The sequence below is a fragment of the Streptomyces sp. E2N166 genome, assembly GCF_003671715.1.
In the GTDB taxonomy this organism is placed as follows: Bacteria; Actinomycetota; Actinomycetes; order Streptomycetales; family Streptomycetaceae; genus Streptomyces; species Streptomyces thinghirensis.
Window position 1 is genome coordinate 1073078 of record NZ_RAIF01000031.1, and the last position, 18211, is coordinate 1091288.

Genomic DNA, 18211 nt, shown 5'->3' on the forward strand with positions numbered 1-18211 from the left:
TCCCGGTGGCGGTGGCGGCGGCGGTCGTCCCGGTGGCGGCGGCGGTTTCGCCGGTCGTCCCGGTGGTGGCGGCGGCTTCGGTGGCGGCGGTGGCCGTCCCGGCTTCGGCGGTCGTCCCGGTGGTCCCGGTGGCCGTGGTGGCACGCAGGGCGCCTTCGGTCGTCCCGGCGGTCCCGCGCGTCGCGGCCGCAAGTCGAAGCGGCAGAGGCGCCAGGAGTACGAGGCCATGCAGGCCCCGTCGGTCGGCGGCGTGATGCTGCCTCGCGGCAACGGCGAAGCCATTCGCCTGTCGCGCGGTGCCTCGCTCACCGACTTCGCGGAGAAGATCAACGCCAACCCGGCGTCGCTCGTCGCGGTCATGATGAACCTCGGCGAGATGGTCACCGCGACCCAGTCCGTCTCCGACGAGACGCTCCAGCTCCTCGCCGGCGAGATGAACTACACGGTTCAGATCGTCAGCCCGGAGGAGGAGGACCGAGAGCTGCTCGAGTCCTTCGACCTGGAGTTCGGCGAGGACGAGGGCTCCGAGGAGGACCTGGTCGTCCGTCCGCCGGTCGTGACCGTCATGGGTCACGTCGACCACGGTAAGACCCGACTGCTCGACGCCATCCGCAAGACGAACGTCATCGCGGGCGAGGCCGGCGGCATCACCCAGCACATCGGTGCCTACCAGGTCGCGACCGAGGTCAACGAAGAAGAGCGCAAGATCACCTTCATCGACACCCCGGGTCACGAGGCGTTCACCGCCATGCGTGCCCGTGGTGCGCGGTCGACCGACATCGCGATCCTGGTCGTCGCGGCCAACGACGGCGTCATGCCGCAGACGGTCGAGGCGCTCAACCACGCCCAGGCGGCCGACGTCCCGATCGTCGTCGCGGTCAACAAGATCGACGTCGAGGGCGCCGACCCGACGAAGGTGCGCGGTCAGCTGACCGAGTACGGCCTGGTGGCCGAGGAGTTCGGCGGCGACACCATGTTCGTCGACATCTCCGCCAAGCAGGGTCTGCACATCGACTCCCTGCTGGAGGCCGTGGTCCTCACCGCGGACGCCTCGCTCGACCTGCGGGCCAACCCGGTCCAGGACGCGCAGGGCATCTCGATCGAGTCCCGTCTCGACCGCGGCCGCGGTGCCGTGGCGACGGTCCTCGTCCAGCGAGGCACCCTGCGGGTCGGCGACACGATGGTGGTGGGCGACGCCTACGGCCGCGTCCGCGCCATGCTCGACGACAACGGCAACAACGTCGCCGAGGCCGGTCCGTCGACGCCGGTCCAGGTCCTGGGCCTGACCAATGTCCCGGGTGCCGGTGACAACTTCATCGTGGTCGAGGAGGACCGTACGGCCCGCCAGATCGCGGAGAAGCGCGCCGCCCGCGAGCGGAACGCCGCGTTCGCCAAGCGCACGCGCCGCGTGTCGCTCGAGGACCTGGACAAGGTGCTCAAGGCCGGCGAGGTCCAGCAGCTGAACCTGATCATCAAGGGTGACGCTTCCGGATCCGTCGAGGCCCTCGAGTCCTCGCTGCTCCAGCTGGACGTCGGCGAAGAGGTCGACATCCGCGTCCTGCACCGCGGCGTCGGTGCGGTCACGGAGTCCGACATCGACCTGGCGATGGGCTCCGACGCCATCGTGATCGGCTTCAACGTGCGCGCCGCAGGGCGTGCCGCGCAGATGGCCGAGCGCGAGGGTGTGGACGTCCGGTACTACTCGGTCATCTACCAGGCGATCGAGGAGATCGAGGCGGCCCTCAAGGGCATGCTCAAGCCGGAGTACGAAGAGGTCGAGCTCGGTACGGCGGAGATCCGCGAGATCTTCCGCTCGTCCAAGCTGGGCAACATCGCGGGTGTTCTCATCCGCTCCGGCGAGGTCAAGCGCAACACCAAGGCGCGCCTGCTGCGCGATGGCAAGGTCATCGCGGAGAGCCTCAACATCGTGGGCCTGCGTCGCTTCAAGGACGACGTCACCGAGATCCGCGAAGGCTTCGAGGGCGGTATCAACCTCGGAAACTTCAACGACATCAAGGTCGACGACGTCATCGCGACGTACGAGATGCGCGAGAAGCCGCGGGTGTAACAGCCCCGACTTCCGAGACGGTGCGGTCCGGGGCCGGTCGGCGGAGCACAATATCCGTCGATCGGCCCCGGCCGTTCGTTGTACGGTTCTGATGTCCCCGCCGCATGGATGGCGGGGCCATCGATCCCGAACCGGCGGGTGAACCGGTTGCACACATGTATGTGGGGACGCTGTCCTTCGACCTCCTCCTCGGCGACGTACATTCGCTGAAGGAGAAGCGCTCCGTCGTCCGCCCGATCGTCGCCGAGCTCCAGCGGAAGTACGCGGTGAGCGCGGCCGAGGTGGAGCACATGGACCTCCACCGGCGGGCGGTCGTCGGCCTGGCGCTGGTGTCCGGTGACGCGGGGCACCTGTCCGACGTACTCGACCGGTGCGAGCGGCTGGTGGCCGGCCGCCCCGAGGTGGAGCTGCTGTCCGTCAGACGGCGCTTCCACGGCGACGACGACTGACCAGAAAGCGCAGAAGAAGCGCAGACGAAGAAAGAGAACGGGAGACGGACCAGTGGCCGACAACGCGCGGGCGAAAAGGCTGGCGGACCTCATCCGAGAGGTGGTGGCCCAGAAGCTGCAGCGCGGGATCAAGGACCCGCGGCTCGGCTCGCACGTCACCATCACGGACACCCGGGTCACGGGTGACCTGCGGGAGGCGACCGTCTTCTACACGGTGTACGGGGACGACGAGGAGCGCGCGGCCGCGAGCGCCGGCCTGGAGAGCGCCAAGGGCATCCTGCGCTCCGAGGTGGGCAAGGCGGCGGGCGTGAAGTTCACGCCGACCCTGACCTTCGTCATGGACGCCCTCCCGGACACCGCCCGGAACATCGAGGACCTCCTCGACAAGGCGCGGCAGTCCGACGAGAAGGTGCGCGAGGCGTCCGCGGGCGCCGCGTACGCCGGTGAGGCGGACCCGTACCGCAAGCCGGACGAGTCCGAGGACGAGGCCGAGGCCGTCGAGGCCGACGAGACGGACGACACCGCTAAATGACCGACAAGCACCCCACGCCCGACGGCCTCGTCATCGTCGACAAGCCGTCGGGCTTCACTTCGCACGACGTCGTCGCCAAGATGCGGGGCATCGCCCGCACCCGGCGCGTCGGGCACGCCGGCACGCTCGACCCGATGGCGACGGGCGTCCTGGTCCTCGGTGTGGAGCGGGCGACCAAGCTCCTCGGGCACCTCGCCCTCACCGAGAAGGAGTACCTGGGCACGATCAGGCTCGGGCAGACGACACTGACCGACGACGCCGAGGGCGAGATCACGGGGTCGCAGGACGCCTCGAAGGTCACCCGGGACGCCGTCGACGCCGCCGTCGCCAAGCTGACCGGCCGCATCATGCAGGTGCCGTCCAAGGTCAGCGCCATCAAGATCAAGGGCGTGCGCTCCTACAAGCGGGCGCGCGAGGGCGAGGAGTTCGAGATCCCCGCCCGCCCCGTCACCGTCTCCTCCTTCGCGGTGTACGACGTCCGGGACGCCGTCGCGGAGGACGGCACCCCGGTGACGGACCTGGTGGTCTCGGTGGTCTGCTCCTCCGGCACCTACATCCGCGCCCTCGCCCGCGATCTGGGCGCCGACCTGGGCGTGGGCGGCCACCTCACGGCCCTGCGCCGCACCCGCGTCGGCCCGTACAAGCTGGACGCGGCCAAGACGCTGGACCAGCTCCAGCAGGATCTCACCGTCATGTCGATCGCGGACGCGGCCACCGCCGCATTCCCGCGCTGGGACGTGGACGCCAAGCGGGCGCGGCTGCTCATCAACGGTGTACGGCTGGAGATGCCCGACTCCTACGCGGGCGCCGGCGCCGTCGCCGTCTTCGATCCCGAGGGCCGCTTGCTCGCGCTCGTGGAGGAGCACAAGGGCAAGGCGAAGAGCCTGGCCGTATTCGGCTGAGCCGGCCTGCCGTCGGGCTCCGCCCGTGGAGCGGCGATCACGGGGACTTCCATTGTCGCCGCTCCACGGTCCCCCCTCGGTTCCCCCACCACATAGGGTGTATCCAACCCTCCCTTCCTGTTCACCCGTCCGGGCAGGCGCTCGGAGTGAACCGGGGGAGTGGAAGGGGGCGCGTTCGCCACGGGATCTGTTCCATTGATCATCACGCGCCTACCGTCGAACACACAGCACGGGTGTACGGCGGGGAGGTTCGACGATGGTGTCGCGGAACCGGTCCCGGGAGGCGGCGGGCGGCAGGGCGGGACTGCGGTCCCGGGAGGGCTTCCCGGAGGCGTGCGGCGGGCCGCCCGGCCCGCCGACCGAGGCGCCACGGATCGCGCCCGACGACGCGCTGATCCGTGTCCATGACCTCGCCGGCCGCCCTCGGGGCGCCGGTTTCCTCGCCGACCACCACGGCACGCTGATCACCAGTCACGAAGCGGTCGACGGTCTGTCCCGACTGGTGCTGAGCGGCGCCGGGGACCGCCGCCGTGTCGTGGCCGCCGCCGACGTGACTCCGCTGCCCGCCCTGGGCCTGGCCCTCGTACGCACCGAGGGCCTCGGTGCCGAGCCGCTGCCCGTCGCGGCGCGCGGCAGGGTCGAGGCCGGGACGTACGTCCGGATCGCCGCCGGCGGCTGGCGCGAGGCCCGGGTCCTCGGCGCCACCGACGTCACCTACGCGGCCACCGACCGCTTCCACCTCCTCGGCGACGCCCTGGAGCTCGCGCTCGGCACATCGGGGCGGGACGCGCTGCGGCTGGGCGGCGGCGCGGCCGGCGGACCGGTGCTCGACATCGCGACCGGCGCGGTCGTCGGCGTCCTCGGCACCGCCCTGAGTTCCGGCCACAGCGACGTCGGCTTCGCCGTGCCGTTGCTTCCCGTCCCCGGCCCTCTCGCCGACCTGCTCGCCGAGAACGCGGCGACGGTCCCGGCCTACGGCGCCGACCTCAATCTGGCGGGCGTACTCGCACTCACGGCGACCTCGGTGGGGCAGGACGGCCCGCCGGGGGCGGCGGCGGGGGGTGGGCGCGTGGGTGAGGGTGTGGGGCACGGCTTCGGGTCCGGATTCTGGTCCAGGTCCGGGTCCGGCGCCCGTAGCGGTCCGGGGGTCGGGGCAGGGGCAGGGGCCGGGCCGGGTACCGGGCGGCGTGCGTATCCGGTCGAACGCGCGGCCGTCATGCGGGAGTTCGCCGACTTCGCCGTGAGCCGCGCCAGTGTGCTCGGCCTGGTCGGCGCACCCGGCAGCGGCCGTACGACCGAGTTGGCGGCCCTCGCCTCCCGTCGCGCCCGGGGTGCGGAACCGGCGCCCACACTGTGGCTGCGCGGCGCCGATCTGCGGGACGACGACATGTCGCTGGCGGACGCGGCACACAGGACGCTGGCCCGGGCCGCCCGCATCATCGCCGCCTCGGACCGCTCCCGCTCCGCCGGCCTCGGCGACATCACTCCGGACCGTCTCGCCCACCTCGCCCGCACCGCCGGACGCCGCCTTCTGTTGCTGCTCGACGGCCCCGAGGAGATGCCGCCCGTCCTGGCCCACCGCCTCCCCGAGTGGACGGAGGGCACGGTGACGTGGCTGCGGGACACGGGAACGCGGCTCGTGGTGGCATGCCGGGCGGAGTACTGGGAGCGGGCGGGGGCGGAGTTCCCGCGGGAGCTGTTGTACGGGGCGGTGGTGGGGGCGTCGGCGTCCGGACCGGTTGCCGGAGTGTCGCGGACGCCCGGCTCGGCTGCGGGGGAGTGGCCGTCCGGCCAGGTCGTGGGCGTGCCGTCGCCTCGGGCGATCGCTGCCGGAGAACCGTGGCCCGGGTCGGCGTGCGGCGGGGGACACGCCGGGGCGTGCGGTGGAGTGCCGCTGACCGGAGCGGCCGGTGGCGCGTCGTGTTCCGTGTCGGCCGGTGGCGCGTCGTGTGGCGTGCCGGTCAGTGGTGCGTCGTGTTCCGTGCCGGTCAGTGGTGCGTCGTTGCCGGCGTCGGGCGGTGAAGTGCCCTCGCTCATGACGCCCCTCGAAGCGGTGCTGGGGGAGTCGACGGCAGGGCCGGCAGGCAGAGCGCCCACGTCGAAGGCCGCCGATCGCGAACCGGAACCGCCGTTCGGAGCGGCCGGCGCCGCGCCGAGGCAGACGGCGCCGACCGTCGGCCGGACGACCTCCGGCAGGACGACTGCAGGCATGACGACCTCCGGAACGGCGGCCGCTCCGGTTCGGTCGGAGTCCGCAGAGCCCCGGTCCCAGGACCCCGGCGAAGGGATCCCGCCCTGCGTCCGCCTCGGCGATCTGCGCGACGACGAGGCCCGGGAGGCGCGCGCACGCTACCGCCTACCGGAAGGCGCCCTCGCGGACCCGGACGGCCGGCACCCCCTCACCCTCCGCCTTCTCGCGGAGGTCCACGACGCCCTGCCCGGCTCCCCGCCCCCCGCCCGCGTCGAGCGGCACGCGGTCTTCGCGGCCTACCTGGACCTGACGTGCCTGCGCGTCGCCAACCGCCTGGCCGCGGAGAACGGCCTGCACGGCACCGCCGTACGACGACTCGCGGCAAAGGTCTCCGGACAGGTCCACGAGGCGGCCCGGCGCAGTCTCGGCCCGGGCCAGGGCGAGCTGGACCGCGAGTCGTTCGAGGCGCTGTTCCCGTGGGGGCCGGCCCCCGCCCGGCTCGGCGGCGGCACCGGCTGGGCAACGGCCGTACTCGGCGAGGGCCTCCTCGTACCCGCGGGCAGCGGCTACCGCTTCGCCCACGAGGAACTCGCCGACTGGATCCAGGGCACGCACCTCGACCTGGACGAAGCCCTGCGCGCCCTCGTCCACCACCGCGGCACCCCGCACGACACCCACACCCGCACCCTCCCCGTGCCGCACCACCGCATCGGCCCCGTCGTCGAGGCCCTGCTGCTCCTCGCCCGCCAGTACGGCGTCCCCCAACTCGCGCTGACTCTCGAAGAGCTGGTGCACGCACTGGACGCCGACCTGTACTCCTGGTGGGCCGCCCGGCTGCTCGCCGAGGTGCTGACGCGCGTGCCCGACGCCACGCCGTACACGGAGGTGCTGCGGCTGCTCGCCGACGGCATCGCGGAGCGGAGCGGCGAAGGTCGGGGCGCGCCCGGGGAGTTCGGGCCCGCCTTCTGGACGGCCGTGCGACTGCCGGAGGCCACGCGCCTGGACCTGCTGCGCCGCCTCGTCCTCGCCGACGGCCCTCCGCACGAGCCGGGCCCCCGCCACCTCGACACCGTCGCCGGACGGCTCGCCGCCGATCCGACGGTCGTGCAACCGCTCCTCGTCCGCTGGTTCGACGACGAACGGCCGCTGCCCGCGACCCCGCACGCCACCGTCGCGACGGCCGCACAGGCGCTGCTGCACACGCACCGCCACCGCGGCCCGGGTGGCCTGGACGGCCTCACCGAGGTTCTCGTCGACAGCGCGCACCGACGGGCCGACGAACTGCTCGCCGTCCTTGCCGAGGAGGAGCCGTCCGCCCTCTGCCGCGCCGTCGAGCGGTGGGCGCGCGACCAGCGGCCCGCCCGGCGGACGGCGGCGGTGACCCATGGCCTGCGCACCGCACCACACGCACGCACCGGTGCCGACCGCACCCTGCTCCGCCACGCCGCCCTGGTCCTGCTCGCCGACCCCGCCGACAGCGCCCTGCGCGGCGGCGCGCTCGCCCTGCTCGTCCAGGACCCGGACAGCCGGGACCGTCATCTCCCGCGGGCCCTGAGCCACTTCGCGGCGGGCGACCCGTACCTACCGCCGAGCGCGGTGGCCGCCGCCCTGCCGACCCATCCAGGACCCGTCCTCGACGCCTTCCGGGCCAGACTGCGCGGGCCGGACGCCGGGGAGGCGCTGCGCAGGCTCGCCGACGCCACCACGCCCGCGCTCGCCCGCCGGGTGGCCGTACTCGTCGGGGAGGCGGTGGTGGAACGCCCGGAGACCGCCGGGCACGTGGCCGGGTACGTCGACCGGCGCCTCGACCGGGACCCCGCGGCCCGCGCCGTACTCCACCCCCTGGTCACCGGCCTGCTCGACGACGGTCCCGAGCCGGTGCGCGCCGCGCTCGCCGGTGCCCTCGCCGGCGACGGCGCCACCGGCAGCGGCACCACCGGCGACGGCGCCCCCGCCAGCGGTCCGCTCCGCCGCGAGTTGCGCGAGCACCTCCTGGCCCACGAGCAGGACCCCGCCGTCCTGGACGCGCTGCTGCACGCGGCCGCCCGGTGCGGCGGCGACGACCTGCCCGCCCTCGTCCACCGCACCGGTCTCCTCCTCGTCCGCACCCCGGACGGCGCCACCCGCTTCGACCGCGGCCTGGTCGACCTGGCCCGCCACCTCCCGGGGTTCGCCTCCAGGGTCACCGGCTGGCTGGCCGACGAGCCCCAGGACTGGGCGGCGCTGGTGGGCCCCAGCGCGCGCCGCACGATCGAGAACCTGGCGGGCGTCCGGGTCCCGGCGTGAGCCGGATCCGGCGCGCCGGGCGTGCACCCGGTCACAGCGCGGATGCCGATGCGGGCGGGAGCCGGACGGCATGGCACCCTTAGACCTGCGTAAGAGGCACCACGGAAACCACCAAGGAGCAGACACAGTGCAGCGCTGGCGTGGCTTGGAGGACATCCCCGAGGACTGGGGACGCAGCGTCGTCACCATCGGCTCCTACGACGGCGTCCACCGCGGGCACCAGCTGATCATCAAGCACGCGGTGGACCGCGCCCGCGAGCTGGGCGTCCCCGCCGTCGTCGTCACCTTCGACCCGCACCCCAGCGAGGTCGTCCGCCCCGGCAGCCACCCGCCACTGCTCGCCCCGCACCACCGCCGCGCCGAACTGATGGCGGAACTGGGCGTGGACGCGGTGCTGATCCTCCCCTTCACCAAAGAGTTCTCGAAGCTGTCCGCGGCCGACTTCGTGGTAAAGGTCCTGGTCGACCGGCTGCGCGCCAAGGCGGTCGTCGAGGGCCCCAACTTCCGCTTCGGCCACAAGGCCGCGGGAAACGTCGAGTTCCTCATCGAACAGGGCAAGGTCTACGACTTCGAGGTCGAGGTCGTCGACCTGTACGTGACCGGTGACGCGGGCGGCGGCGAACCCTTCTCCTCGACCCTGACCCGCCGCCTGGTCGCCGAGGGCGACGTCGCCGGCGCCGCGGAGATCCTGGCCCGCCCGCACCGCGTCGAGGGAATCGTCGTCCGGGGCGCCCAGCGCGGCCGTGAGATGGGCTTCCCCACGGCCAACGTCGAGACCCTCCCGCACACCGCCATCCCGGCCGACGGCGTCTACGCCGGCTGGCTGCACGCCCAGGGCGAGGCGATGCCGGCCGCGATCTCCGTCGGCACCAACCCGCAGTTCGAGGGCACCGAGCGCACGGTGGAGGCGTACGCCATCGACCGCGTCGGCCTCGACCTGTACGGCCTGCACGTCGCCGTGGACTTCCTGGCCTTCGTACGGGGCCAGGCGAAGTTCGAGACGCTGGAGGCGCTGCTCGTCCAGATGGGCGACGACGTCAACAAGTGCCGAGAGATCATCGCGGCGGACGACACCCAGCAGCCCTGACGACCACGCCGACACCGTCGGCGGCCGTACCGTCGCAGCCGTCCCGGGCGGCGGGCGCGTCCTTGCTCTGCCTGTGTCCGGGTGGGTCGTCTCGGCTGTGCGGCGGCTGTGGCCCGCCCATGTCCCATGGCCGCGGTGTCGCCCGGCGGTCCGGAGGCGGTAGGCGCGTTCCCGCCCTGGCCGGATGGGTCGCTTTCTGCTGTATGGCAGTTGCGCCCCGCCGACGCCGTTCGCCCGGCCGTCCAGCGGGGTGGTAGCGCGTCCCCCGACGGACAGACCCGCCCGGGTCAGCCCGGCCGTACCGCGGCCGTGTCCCCAGCCCCCGCCGCCGACCGCTCCGCCAGGGCCCAGTGGCAGGCGACCTGGGCCGTGTCGCCGCCGGTCAAGATCTCCAAGTCCTGATGGAGGCACGCGTCGGCGACCCCGGCGCGTTCCGCCTCGCCCCCGGCCAGGATCTGGCAGCGGACGTGGAAGCGGCAGCCGGCGGGGACATGCGACGGGTCGGGAGGTTCACCGGAGAGCACGACCGGGGCGCCGGGCGCCTCCGGCAGGACGGACAGCAGGGCCTGGGTGTACGGGTGGCGGGGCGCTGTCAGCACCTGCTCGACCGCACCCGTCTCGACGATCCGGCCCAGGTACATCACCGCGACCCGGTCCGCGATGTTCCAGGCCAGCCCCAGATCGTGGGTCACCACCAGCGCGGCCAGGCCCAGCTCGGTGCGCAGCCGCAGCAGCAGCGCGAGGATCTCGCCGCGCACCGACGCGTCGAGGGACGCCACCGGTTCGTCGGCGACGAGGAGTTCCGGTTCCAGGACCAGGGCGCCCGCGATGACGACCCGCTGGCGCTGGCCGCCGGACAGCTCGTGCGGGTAACGCAGGAAGAAGCGTTCCGGTGGCCGCAGCCCGACACGGGACAGCGCCTCGGCGACCGCCGTCCGCTCGTTCCCCGCGTGACCGTGGATGCGCAGGCCCTCGGCGACGATGTCATACACCGTGTGCCGCGGGTTCAGTGAACCGCTCGGGTCCTGGAGGATCAGTTGGGCCCGCCTGCGGTACGCCTTCAGCGCGCGGTCGGAGCGGGCGAGCGGGGCGCCGTCGAAGGTGACGCGGCCGGCGGTCGGCGGGACCAGGCCGAGCAGGCAGCGGGCGAGTGTGGTCTTCCCGCAGCCCGACTCGCCGACCAGCGCGACGATCTCGCCCCGTCCGATGTCGAGATCGACCCCGTCCACGGCCCGGGCGGCGGGCGCGCCGCGCCGACCGGGGAAGGCGACCTCCAACCCCTGAACGCTCAACAGCGAAGGCGCGGTGCCCGTCGTCGGGGTGCTCGTCGTCGGAGTGCTCGTCATGGGTTGCCGCTCCTCACTCCCTCGTCCCGCGCCGGCGGTGTGCCGCCGGACGCCGCGCCGTCGGCGGGCGGTGTGCAGGTGCTTTCGGATCCCACGTGCACGCACGCCGCCCGCCGGTCCTCTCCCGCCGCCCGCAGTGCCTGGTCCTGTGTGGCGCATGCCTCCAACGCGACCGGGCACCTCGGATGGAACGCGCACCCGGACGGCACCGCCGCCGGGTCAGGCGGGTCACCCGGCAGCCCGCGCGGCGCGAACCGCGATGCCGGGTCGCCGATCCTCGGGAACGCCCCCGACAGCGCCCGGCCGTACGGATGCCGGGCGTCCTCGTAGACCTGCCGTGCCGGTCCCTCCTCGACAACCCGCCCCGCGTACATCACCGCCAGCCGGTCGCAGGTGTCGGCCAGTACGGCGAGGTCGTGGCTGATCATGATCAGGCCCAGGTCCTGCTCACCCACCAGGGTCTCGATCAGCCGCAGGATCTGGGCCTGGATCATCACGTCGAGTGCCGTGGTGGGCTCGTCGGCGACGATCAGACGGGGGTCGCAGGCCAGCGCCATCGCGATCATCACCCGCTGCCGCTGGCCACCGGACAGCTCGTGCGGGTAGGCGCTCGCGCGGGCCGCCGGCAGCCCCACCTGCTCCAGCAGCTCACCGGTCCTCTTCCGGGCGTCCGCCGGCGTGGCCCTGCGGTGCAGCAGGATGGGCTCGGCGATCTGGTCGCCGACTCGGTGCACGGCGTTCAGGGAGTGCATCGCGCCCTGGAAGACGATCGACGCCCTCGCCCAGCGGACCGCCCGCACCCGGCCCCACTTCATCGTCAGCACGTCCTCGCCGTCCAGCAGGACCTCCCCGTCGGTCCGGGCACCGGGCGGCAGCAGCCGCAACAGCGCCAGTGCCAGGGTGGACTTGCCGCAGCCGGACTCGCCCGCGATGCCGAGCTTCTCGCCCGCGACGAGGCTCAGATCGGCCCCGCGCAGCGCGGCCGCACCGCCGGGATACGTCACGTGCAGGTCGCGGACCTCGAGCAGACTCAACGCGACACCCCCAGCCTGGGATTGAGAACGGCCTCCACCGCGCGCCCGCACAGGGTGAACGCCAGCGCCACCAGTGCGATCCCGACGCCCGGCGGCACCAGGTACCACCAGTCGCCCGAGCTCACGGACCCCGCCTCCCGCGCGTCCTGCAGCAGCCCGCCCCAGGAGACGACCGCCGGGTCCCCGAGCCCGAGGAAGGCCAGGGTGGCCTCGGCCAGGATCGCGGATGAGATGATCAGGGTCGTCTGGGCGAGGACCAGCGGCATGACGTTGGGCAGCACGTGCCGGGACATGATGTGCCAGTGCCCGCCCCCGAGCGCCTTCGCGCGTTCGATGTACGGCCGCGACTCCACCGCCAGCGTCTGGGCCCGGACCAGCCTTGCCGTGGTGGGCCAGGTGGTCACGCCGATGGCCAGCACGATCGTGCCGAGCGAACGGGACAGGACCGTCGCCAGCACGATGGCGAGCACCAGCGTCGGCATCACCAGGAACCAGTCCGTGATCCGCATCATCACCGTGGCGTACCAGCCGCGGAAGTGTCCGGCCGTGATCCCGATGAGCGCCCCGATCGTCACCGACAGCGCGGCCGCGAGCAGCCCGACGAGCAGCGAGACGCGCGAGCCCCAGATCAGCAGACCCAGCAGATCCCGCCCGAACTGGTCGGTGCCCAGGAGGAACCGGCCGCTCGGGCTCTCCAGCGGCTGCCCGGGCGCGTTGGTCACGCTCTCCACGTCCGACCCGACGGTGAGCGGTGCGGAGAGCGCGACGAGCACGAACAGCGACAACGCCGCCAGCCCGAACACGCCCGCGCGGTGCCTGCGGTACTCGTTCCAGAAGCGCGCGACGGTGGCCCGGCGCCGCTGCCGGGCGAGAGCACGCGGACCGGGTGCCGCGCCTTTCGCCGGGGACTCGGGGCTCTCGGTTCCTTCGGCACCTGTGGTGCTCTCGCTGCCTTCGGTGGCCTCGGCGGTCATCGGCCCACCCTCGGATCGAACAGTGGATACAGCAGGTCGGCCAGTGTGTTCATGAGGATCACCGCGGCGGCGAAGACGAAGAACAACCCCTGCACCAATGGAAGATCGGGCACACTGAGCGCCTGGTAGAACAGCCCGCCGAGCCCCGGCCACGAGAAGACCGTCTCGACGAGGATGACGCCTGCCACCGTCCGTCCCAGGTTGACGAAGATCAGGGTGACGGTCGGCAGCAGCGCGTTGGGCACCGCGTGCCGGCGCCGTACGAGATCGTCCCTGAGCCCCTTGGCCCGCGCCGTCGTCAGGTAGTCGCCGCCCATCTCGTCCAGCAGCGCCGACCGGGAGACCAGCAGCGTCTGCCCGTACTCCACGGCGACCAAGGTCACCACCGGGAGTACGAGGTGGTGGGCGACGTCGACGACGTGGGCGAAGCCCTCCTCCCTGCCCGACTCCATGCCCCCGGTCGGGAACAGACCCGGGATCGGGTCCACGCCGACCGACAGGACGATGATGAGCAGCAGCCCCAGCCAGAAGGACGGGATGGAGTAGAGCGTCAGTGCCAGACCGGTGTGGAGACGGTCGCCGAGCCCGCCGTGCCGCCATGCCGAGCGGGTGCCGAGGAAGACGCCCAGCGCGGTGTAGAGCACGAACGCCGTGCCGGTGAGCAGCAGGGTGTTCGGCAGCGCCTCGGTGATCTTGTCGACGACCGGCGCGCGGAACTGGTACGACGTGCCCAGGTCCCCGGTGAGTGCCTTGCCGCAGTAGTCCGTGAACTGCTGCCACAGCGGCAGGTCGAGCCCGAACTCCCGCCGGTAGACGGCGATCTGCTCGGCCGAGACCGGGCGGCGGCCGGTCATGAACTTCACCGGATCGCCGGGGATCATCCTGAAGAGGAAGAAGCTGGTGACGAGGACGGCGAGCAGGGAGACGGCCGCCCCGGCCAGCCTGCCCGCCACGTACCGCGGATACGCGCCGACGGGGAGCCCGCGGGCGCGGGGCGACGGGGAAGGCCGCCCCGCGCCCGCGGACCCCGGCCCGTTCGCCGCACCGGCCTCCGCGGTCGTCGGCCTGCTCACGCTACTCACGGTCGTCCGCCGTCGCCCGGCGGCGGACCAGGAAGAGCACCCCGAGCCCGACGAGGACGACGGCGCCCGCGGCGATCCCGATCACGGCACCGGTCGACGACGAACCGCCGGAGGAGTCACCGGAGCCCGCGGGGACCGCCGACCACCAGCTCCAGTAGCCGTCCTGTCCGTAGATGTTGCCCGCCGCGGAGGGCATGGTCGTGATCGACTCGATCTGGTCCGTGCGGTAGGCCTCGACCGCGTTCGGGTAGGCCATGACGTTCATGTACCCCAGGTCGTACAGCCGCGACTGCATCTGCTTGACGATGTCCGCCCGCTTGGCGGGGTCGTACTCGGCCAGCTGCCGGGCGTACAGCTCGTCGTACGTCTTGTCGCAGATGAAGTTGTCCGTGGCGCCCGTGTCCTTCGGCGTGGCCGGGAGCGCATCGCAGGTGTGGATGGAGAGCACGAAGTCCGGGTCGGGGTTGACGGACCAGCCGTCGAAGGCCAGGTCGTACTCGCCGGCCAGCCACGGGTCGGTCACGTTGTCCAGACAATCGAGGGTGATCGAAATGCCCAGCTCGCCCCACCACTCCTCCAGGTACTTGCCGACCGCCTTGTCGTTCGGGTCGGTGGCGTGGCACAGGACGCGGTAGTTCAGCGGCTTGCCATCCCTGCCCAGACGCTTGCCGTCGGCGTTCGTCCGGTAGCCCGCCTCGTCGAGCAGCCGGGCCGCCTCGGTGGGAGCGTATGCCAGCTTCTGGTCGGCCGACGGCTCGAAGAAGTACTGCGGGAAGCGCGGCGGGATGTAGCCCTCGCCCTCGACCGCGTGCCCCTGGAACACCTTGTCGACGATCGCCTTGCGGTCCACCGCCATGAACAGCGCGTGCCGCACCCGCTGGTCCAGCAGGGAGGGGTGGCCGTCACCGAACTTCGTGCCGTCCTTCGCCCGTGCGCCCGGGTTGGTGGCGAGGGCGTAGAAGCGGCGGCCGGGCGCGTCGTTGACGTGGATGTTCTCCTCGTCCTCCAGCGAGGCGGACTGGGCGGGCGTCAGCGACGGCGAGCCGGACACGAACGACACCTCGCCCTTGCGCAGGGCGGCCACGGCGGCGTCCTGGTCCTTGTAGTAGCGGAAGACCAGCTCGTCGAACTTGGGCGCGCCCCGCCAGAAGTCCTTGTTGGCCTTCAGCCGTACATAGCTGTCCGGTTTGTAGTCCGTGAGGACGAACGGGCCGTTCCCGACGACCGGAAAGTCCTTGTCGTTGTTGAACTTCGAGAGGTCGTCGACCTTCTCCCAGACGTGTCTGGGCACGATCGGGACGTCGAGCGCGGTCATGGTGGCCTGCGGCTGCTTCAGCCGGATCACCAGCTGGGTCGGGCTGGGCGCGGTGACCTCCGCGAAGTTGGTGACGAAGCTGCCGTTGGCCGTGGCGGCTCCGTCGTCGGTCATCATCTTGTTGAACGTCCACGCCGCGTCCTTGGCGGTGGCCTGCTGCCCGTCCAACCACTCGGAGTCGGAGCGGATCGTGTACGTCCAGGTCAGCTTGTCCGGCGACGACTTCCACTTGGTGGCCAGACCCGGGACGACGTGGTTGTCCTCGGGGTCGTAGTTGGTCAGGTACTCGTACGTCAGCCGGTGGATGCTCGTGCTGAGCAGCCGTACCGCCAGGAAGGGACTGAGTGAGTCGACGCTCTGCGCCACGGCGACGGTGAGCACCTTGTCGTCCTCGGCGGCCGAAGCCGACGGGGCGGCGGTCCCCGATGCGAGGAGGAGCGCGGCGGCGCCCGCGGAGGCGAGCAGCCGGATCCTCCGCGGGTGGGTGCCGGTACGTCCACTGCCGTGCTGATCGTGTGTGCTCATGACTACCTGACCTCGCGTCATCGCATGCGCGGGATGCCGTGGGCCCCCGCGTGAGGCGGGCTTGAACAGATATGAACAGGCTGGAGCGATCCGTGAAGGGCTTCGAGCGGACTTGAGCGGGCTTGTCCGGGTGGCGCAAGCGGAATGAAGTGTGTGTCTACCAGCGGCAGTCTGCGCGCGTCAACGGTGCGTCAAACCCCATGTGGCCTGCAGAAAGAACGAGTTGGTGAAGTATTCACTCCCATTGGCGCAGACCACTGGCGCCTCCCTGGTGAGAGCCTGACGGCCGAGCCCCACCCGTTCTGCCTGCGAAGTGCGAAGGCCCGCGCCGTCCGGGGACGACGCGGGCCTTCACGCGGTGGTGGACCTACTGCTGCGGCGGGGGAGGCGTCTGCCCCGGCTGCGGATATCCGTAACCGGGCTGCGGGTACGGCTGCTGCCCCGGCTGTTGCGGGTACGGCTGCCCGGCCTGCTGCGGGTAGGGCTGTCCCGGCTGGTGCTGTGCGGGCTGTCCGGGCTGTTCCGGCTGGACGTACTGGCCCGGCTGTGCGGGGGCACCGGGCTGACCCGGTGCGGGCTGTTGCCCGGGCATGGGCTGCTGTCCAGGCATGGGCTGACCCGGCAGCGGCGGTGCGGCCACCGGCGGCGGGTTGCCGTTGGACGTCCACAGGCCGTGCGACTGCTGGTGGCGGACGAAGTCCTCGGCGACCATCGCCGAGAGGTTGAAGTACGCCTCCCGCACCTTCGGCCGCATCATGTCGAGGTCGACCTCGGCACCGGCGGCCAGGTGCTCGTCGAACGGCACCACGACCACGCCCCGGCACCGGGTCTGGAAGTGGCCGACGATGTCATCGACCTTGATCATCTTGCCGGTCTCGCGGACCCCCGAGATGACCGTGATGGACCGGGAGACGAGGTCCGCGTACCCGTGCGCGGACAGCCAGTCCAGCGTCGTACTGGCACTGCTCGCACCGTCCACGGACGGAGTCGAGATGATGATCAGCTGGTCGGCGAGATCGAGCACACCGCGCATGGCGCTGTAGAGGAGACCCGTGCCCGAGTCGGTCAGGATGATCGGGTACTGCTTGCCCAGCACGTCGATCGCGCGCCGGTAGTCCTCGTCGTTGAAGGTCGTGGACACGGCCGGGTCGACATCGTTGGCGATGATCTCCAGCCCGGACGAGGCCTGGGAGGTGAACCGCCGGATGTCCATGTACGAGTTGAGGTACGGGATCGCCTGGACGAGGTCACGGATGGTGGCCCCGGTCTCGCGGCGCACCCGGCGGCCGAGCGTACCGGCGTCCGGGTTGGCGTCGATCGCGAGGATCTTGTCCTGCCGCTCGGTGGCGAGCGTGGAGCCGAGGGCGGTGGTGGTCGTCGTCTTGCCGACGCCGCCCTTGAGGCTGATGACGGCGATGCGGTAGCAGGAGAGCACGGGCGTGCGGATCAGCTCCAGCTTTCGCTGCCGCTCGGCCTCCTCCTTCTTCCCGCCCAGCTTGAACCGCGAACCGCCGGCCGCCGGACGGCTGCTCTTCGCCTTCTGCTTCTTGTTGTTGAGCAGCCGGTCGGACGACAGTTCCACGGCAGCCGTGTAACCGAGCGGTGCGGCACCCGGGTTGGTGGGCTGGCGCTGGTCGTGCTGCATGGGCTGCGGCCAGGCGGCACCGAGACGGGGATCGACGGGGTGCTGGTGAGGCGCCTGGGCCTGGGCCTGCTGAGGTTGCTGGGACGGGTCAGGCTGACCGGGTTGACCGGGCTGCATCGGATGGGGCGCAGGGGGCGCGGCCTGGTACGGCTGCTGGGCAGACGGGACCGGCGGAGTCTGGGGAGTCTGCCCCGGCTGACGAGCCATCGGCTGAGCGGCCATCGGCTGGGCCTGCGGAACCTGCGGGGCGAAGCCCTGCTGAGCGGCGGGCGGCGCGGTCGGCGGGGCCTGCGCGTCACCCTGCGGCTGCCCCTGCCGAGGTACACCGGGGTGCGGCTGCTGCTCCGGCGACTGCCCGTGCGGCGCGGGCGCCTGCGGGAAGCCGTAACCACCGGGCTGCGCCGGGGGGTAGGGCTGCGGAGCCGGTGTACCGGGCTGAGGGAACCCATAACCGGCGGCGCTGGGCGCGGGAGCACCGCCAGCCTGCTGGACCGGGTGCTGCTGGGCCGGAGGCTGCTGGGCCGCCGGAGGCGTGGCGCCCGGCTGCGGGAAGCCGTAGCCGGCCTGCGGAGCGGGCTGCGCGGGCACCTGGTCCGGCGGCATCGGCGCGGCGGCCGGCTGCGGGTTCCACGCGGCGGGCGCGGGCTGCGGAGCCTGCGGCTGGAAGGCGGGCTGCTGGGCCGGTACGCCCGGCTGCTCCGGAGCGGCGGGGGCCGGCTGCGGCTCAGCGGGCCACTGGTCCGCCGCGGCGGGCGCGACGGGAGGGTGCGACGGA

General features: G+C 72.4%; 12 protein-coding genes. 6 read left to right on the top strand and 6 right to left on the bottom strand.

All coding sequences use genetic code 11. The annotated features are described in order from the left end of the window. The 6 genes from infB to EBH09_RS27000 all read left to right on the top strand — a co-directional run. A partial coding sequence (gene infB, locus EBH09_RS26975; protein ID WP_121749464.1) for a translation initiation factor IF-2 occupies positions 1-2068 on the top strand: 2068 nt, incomplete at its 5' end. A gap of 155 nt (positions 2069-2223) precedes the next feature. Further along, a complete protein-coding gene (locus EBH09_RS26980) occupies positions 2224-2517 on the top strand; it encodes a DUF503 domain-containing protein (RefSeq protein WP_121749465.1) in 294 nt (97 codons plus the stop codon). 52 nt (positions 2518-2569) lie between these two features. Further along, positions 2570-3049 carry a 30S ribosome-binding factor RbfA gene (gene rbfA, locus EBH09_RS26985; protein ID WP_121749466.1) on the top strand — a complete coding sequence of 160 codons (480 nt, stop codon included), beginning with the start codon at positions 2570-2572 and terminating at the stop codon, positions 3047-3049. Next, complete coding sequence (gene truB / locus EBH09_RS26990) at positions 3046-3951, top strand: tRNA pseudouridine(55) synthase TruB (RefSeq protein WP_121749467.1); 906 nt, start codon at positions 3046-3048, stop codon at positions 3949-3951. The genes rbfA and truB overlap by 4 nt, the downstream gene beginning before the upstream one ends. A gap of 256 nt (positions 3952-4207) precedes the next feature. Next, complete coding sequence (locus EBH09_RS26995; RefSeq protein ID WP_121749468.1) at positions 4208-8428, top strand: hypothetical protein; 4221 nt, start codon at positions 4208-4210, stop codon at positions 8426-8428. Between the two features lie 127 nt (positions 8429-8555). Beyond that, positions 8556-9515 (top strand): bifunctional riboflavin kinase/FAD synthetase, encoded by a 960-nt coding sequence (locus tag EBH09_RS27000; protein WP_121749469.1) that lies wholly within the window; start codon positions 8556-8558, stop codon positions 9513-9515. Positions 9516-9802: 287 nt separating this feature from the next. Here EBH09_RS27000 and EBH09_RS27005 read toward each other — a convergent pair whose 3' ends face one another. The 6 genes from EBH09_RS27005 to EBH09_RS27030 form a co-directional block, all read right to left on the bottom strand. Next, on the bottom strand, positions 9803-10861 hold the full coding sequence (locus EBH09_RS27005; protein ID WP_121749470.1) for an ABC transporter ATP-binding protein: 1059 nt from the start codon (positions 10859-10861) through the stop codon (positions 9803-9805). After that, the gene (locus EBH09_RS27010; protein WP_238697445.1) at positions 10858-11895 is read right to left on the bottom strand and encodes an ABC transporter ATP-binding protein; all 1038 of its coding nucleotides are present in this window, start codon (positions 11893-11895) and stop codon (positions 10858-10860) included. The genes EBH09_RS27005 and EBH09_RS27010 overlap by 4 nt, the downstream gene beginning before the upstream one ends. After that, on the bottom strand, positions 11892-12869 hold the full coding sequence (locus EBH09_RS27015) for an ABC transporter permease (protein ID WP_121749471.1): 978 nt from the start codon (positions 12867-12869) through the stop codon (positions 11892-11894). Before EBH09_RS27015 ends, EBH09_RS27010 begins: the two co-directional genes overlap by 4 nt. Then, entirely contained in the window at positions 12866-13942 is a 1077-nt protein-coding gene (locus EBH09_RS27020; protein WP_121749472.1) for an ABC transporter permease, read from the bottom strand. Before EBH09_RS27020 ends, EBH09_RS27015 begins: the two co-directional genes overlap by 4 nt. Position 13943: 1 nt before the next feature. Continuing rightward, on the bottom strand, positions 13944-15791 hold the full coding sequence (locus tag EBH09_RS27025) for an ABC transporter substrate-binding protein (protein WP_121749473.1): 1848 nt from the start codon (positions 15789-15791) through the stop codon (positions 13944-13946). Positions 15792-16158: 367 nt separating this feature from the next. Continuing rightward, positions 16159-18211: MinD/ParA family protein (locus tag EBH09_RS27030; RefSeq protein ID WP_121749474.1), on the bottom strand; the 2053-nt coding region annotated here is incomplete at its 5' end.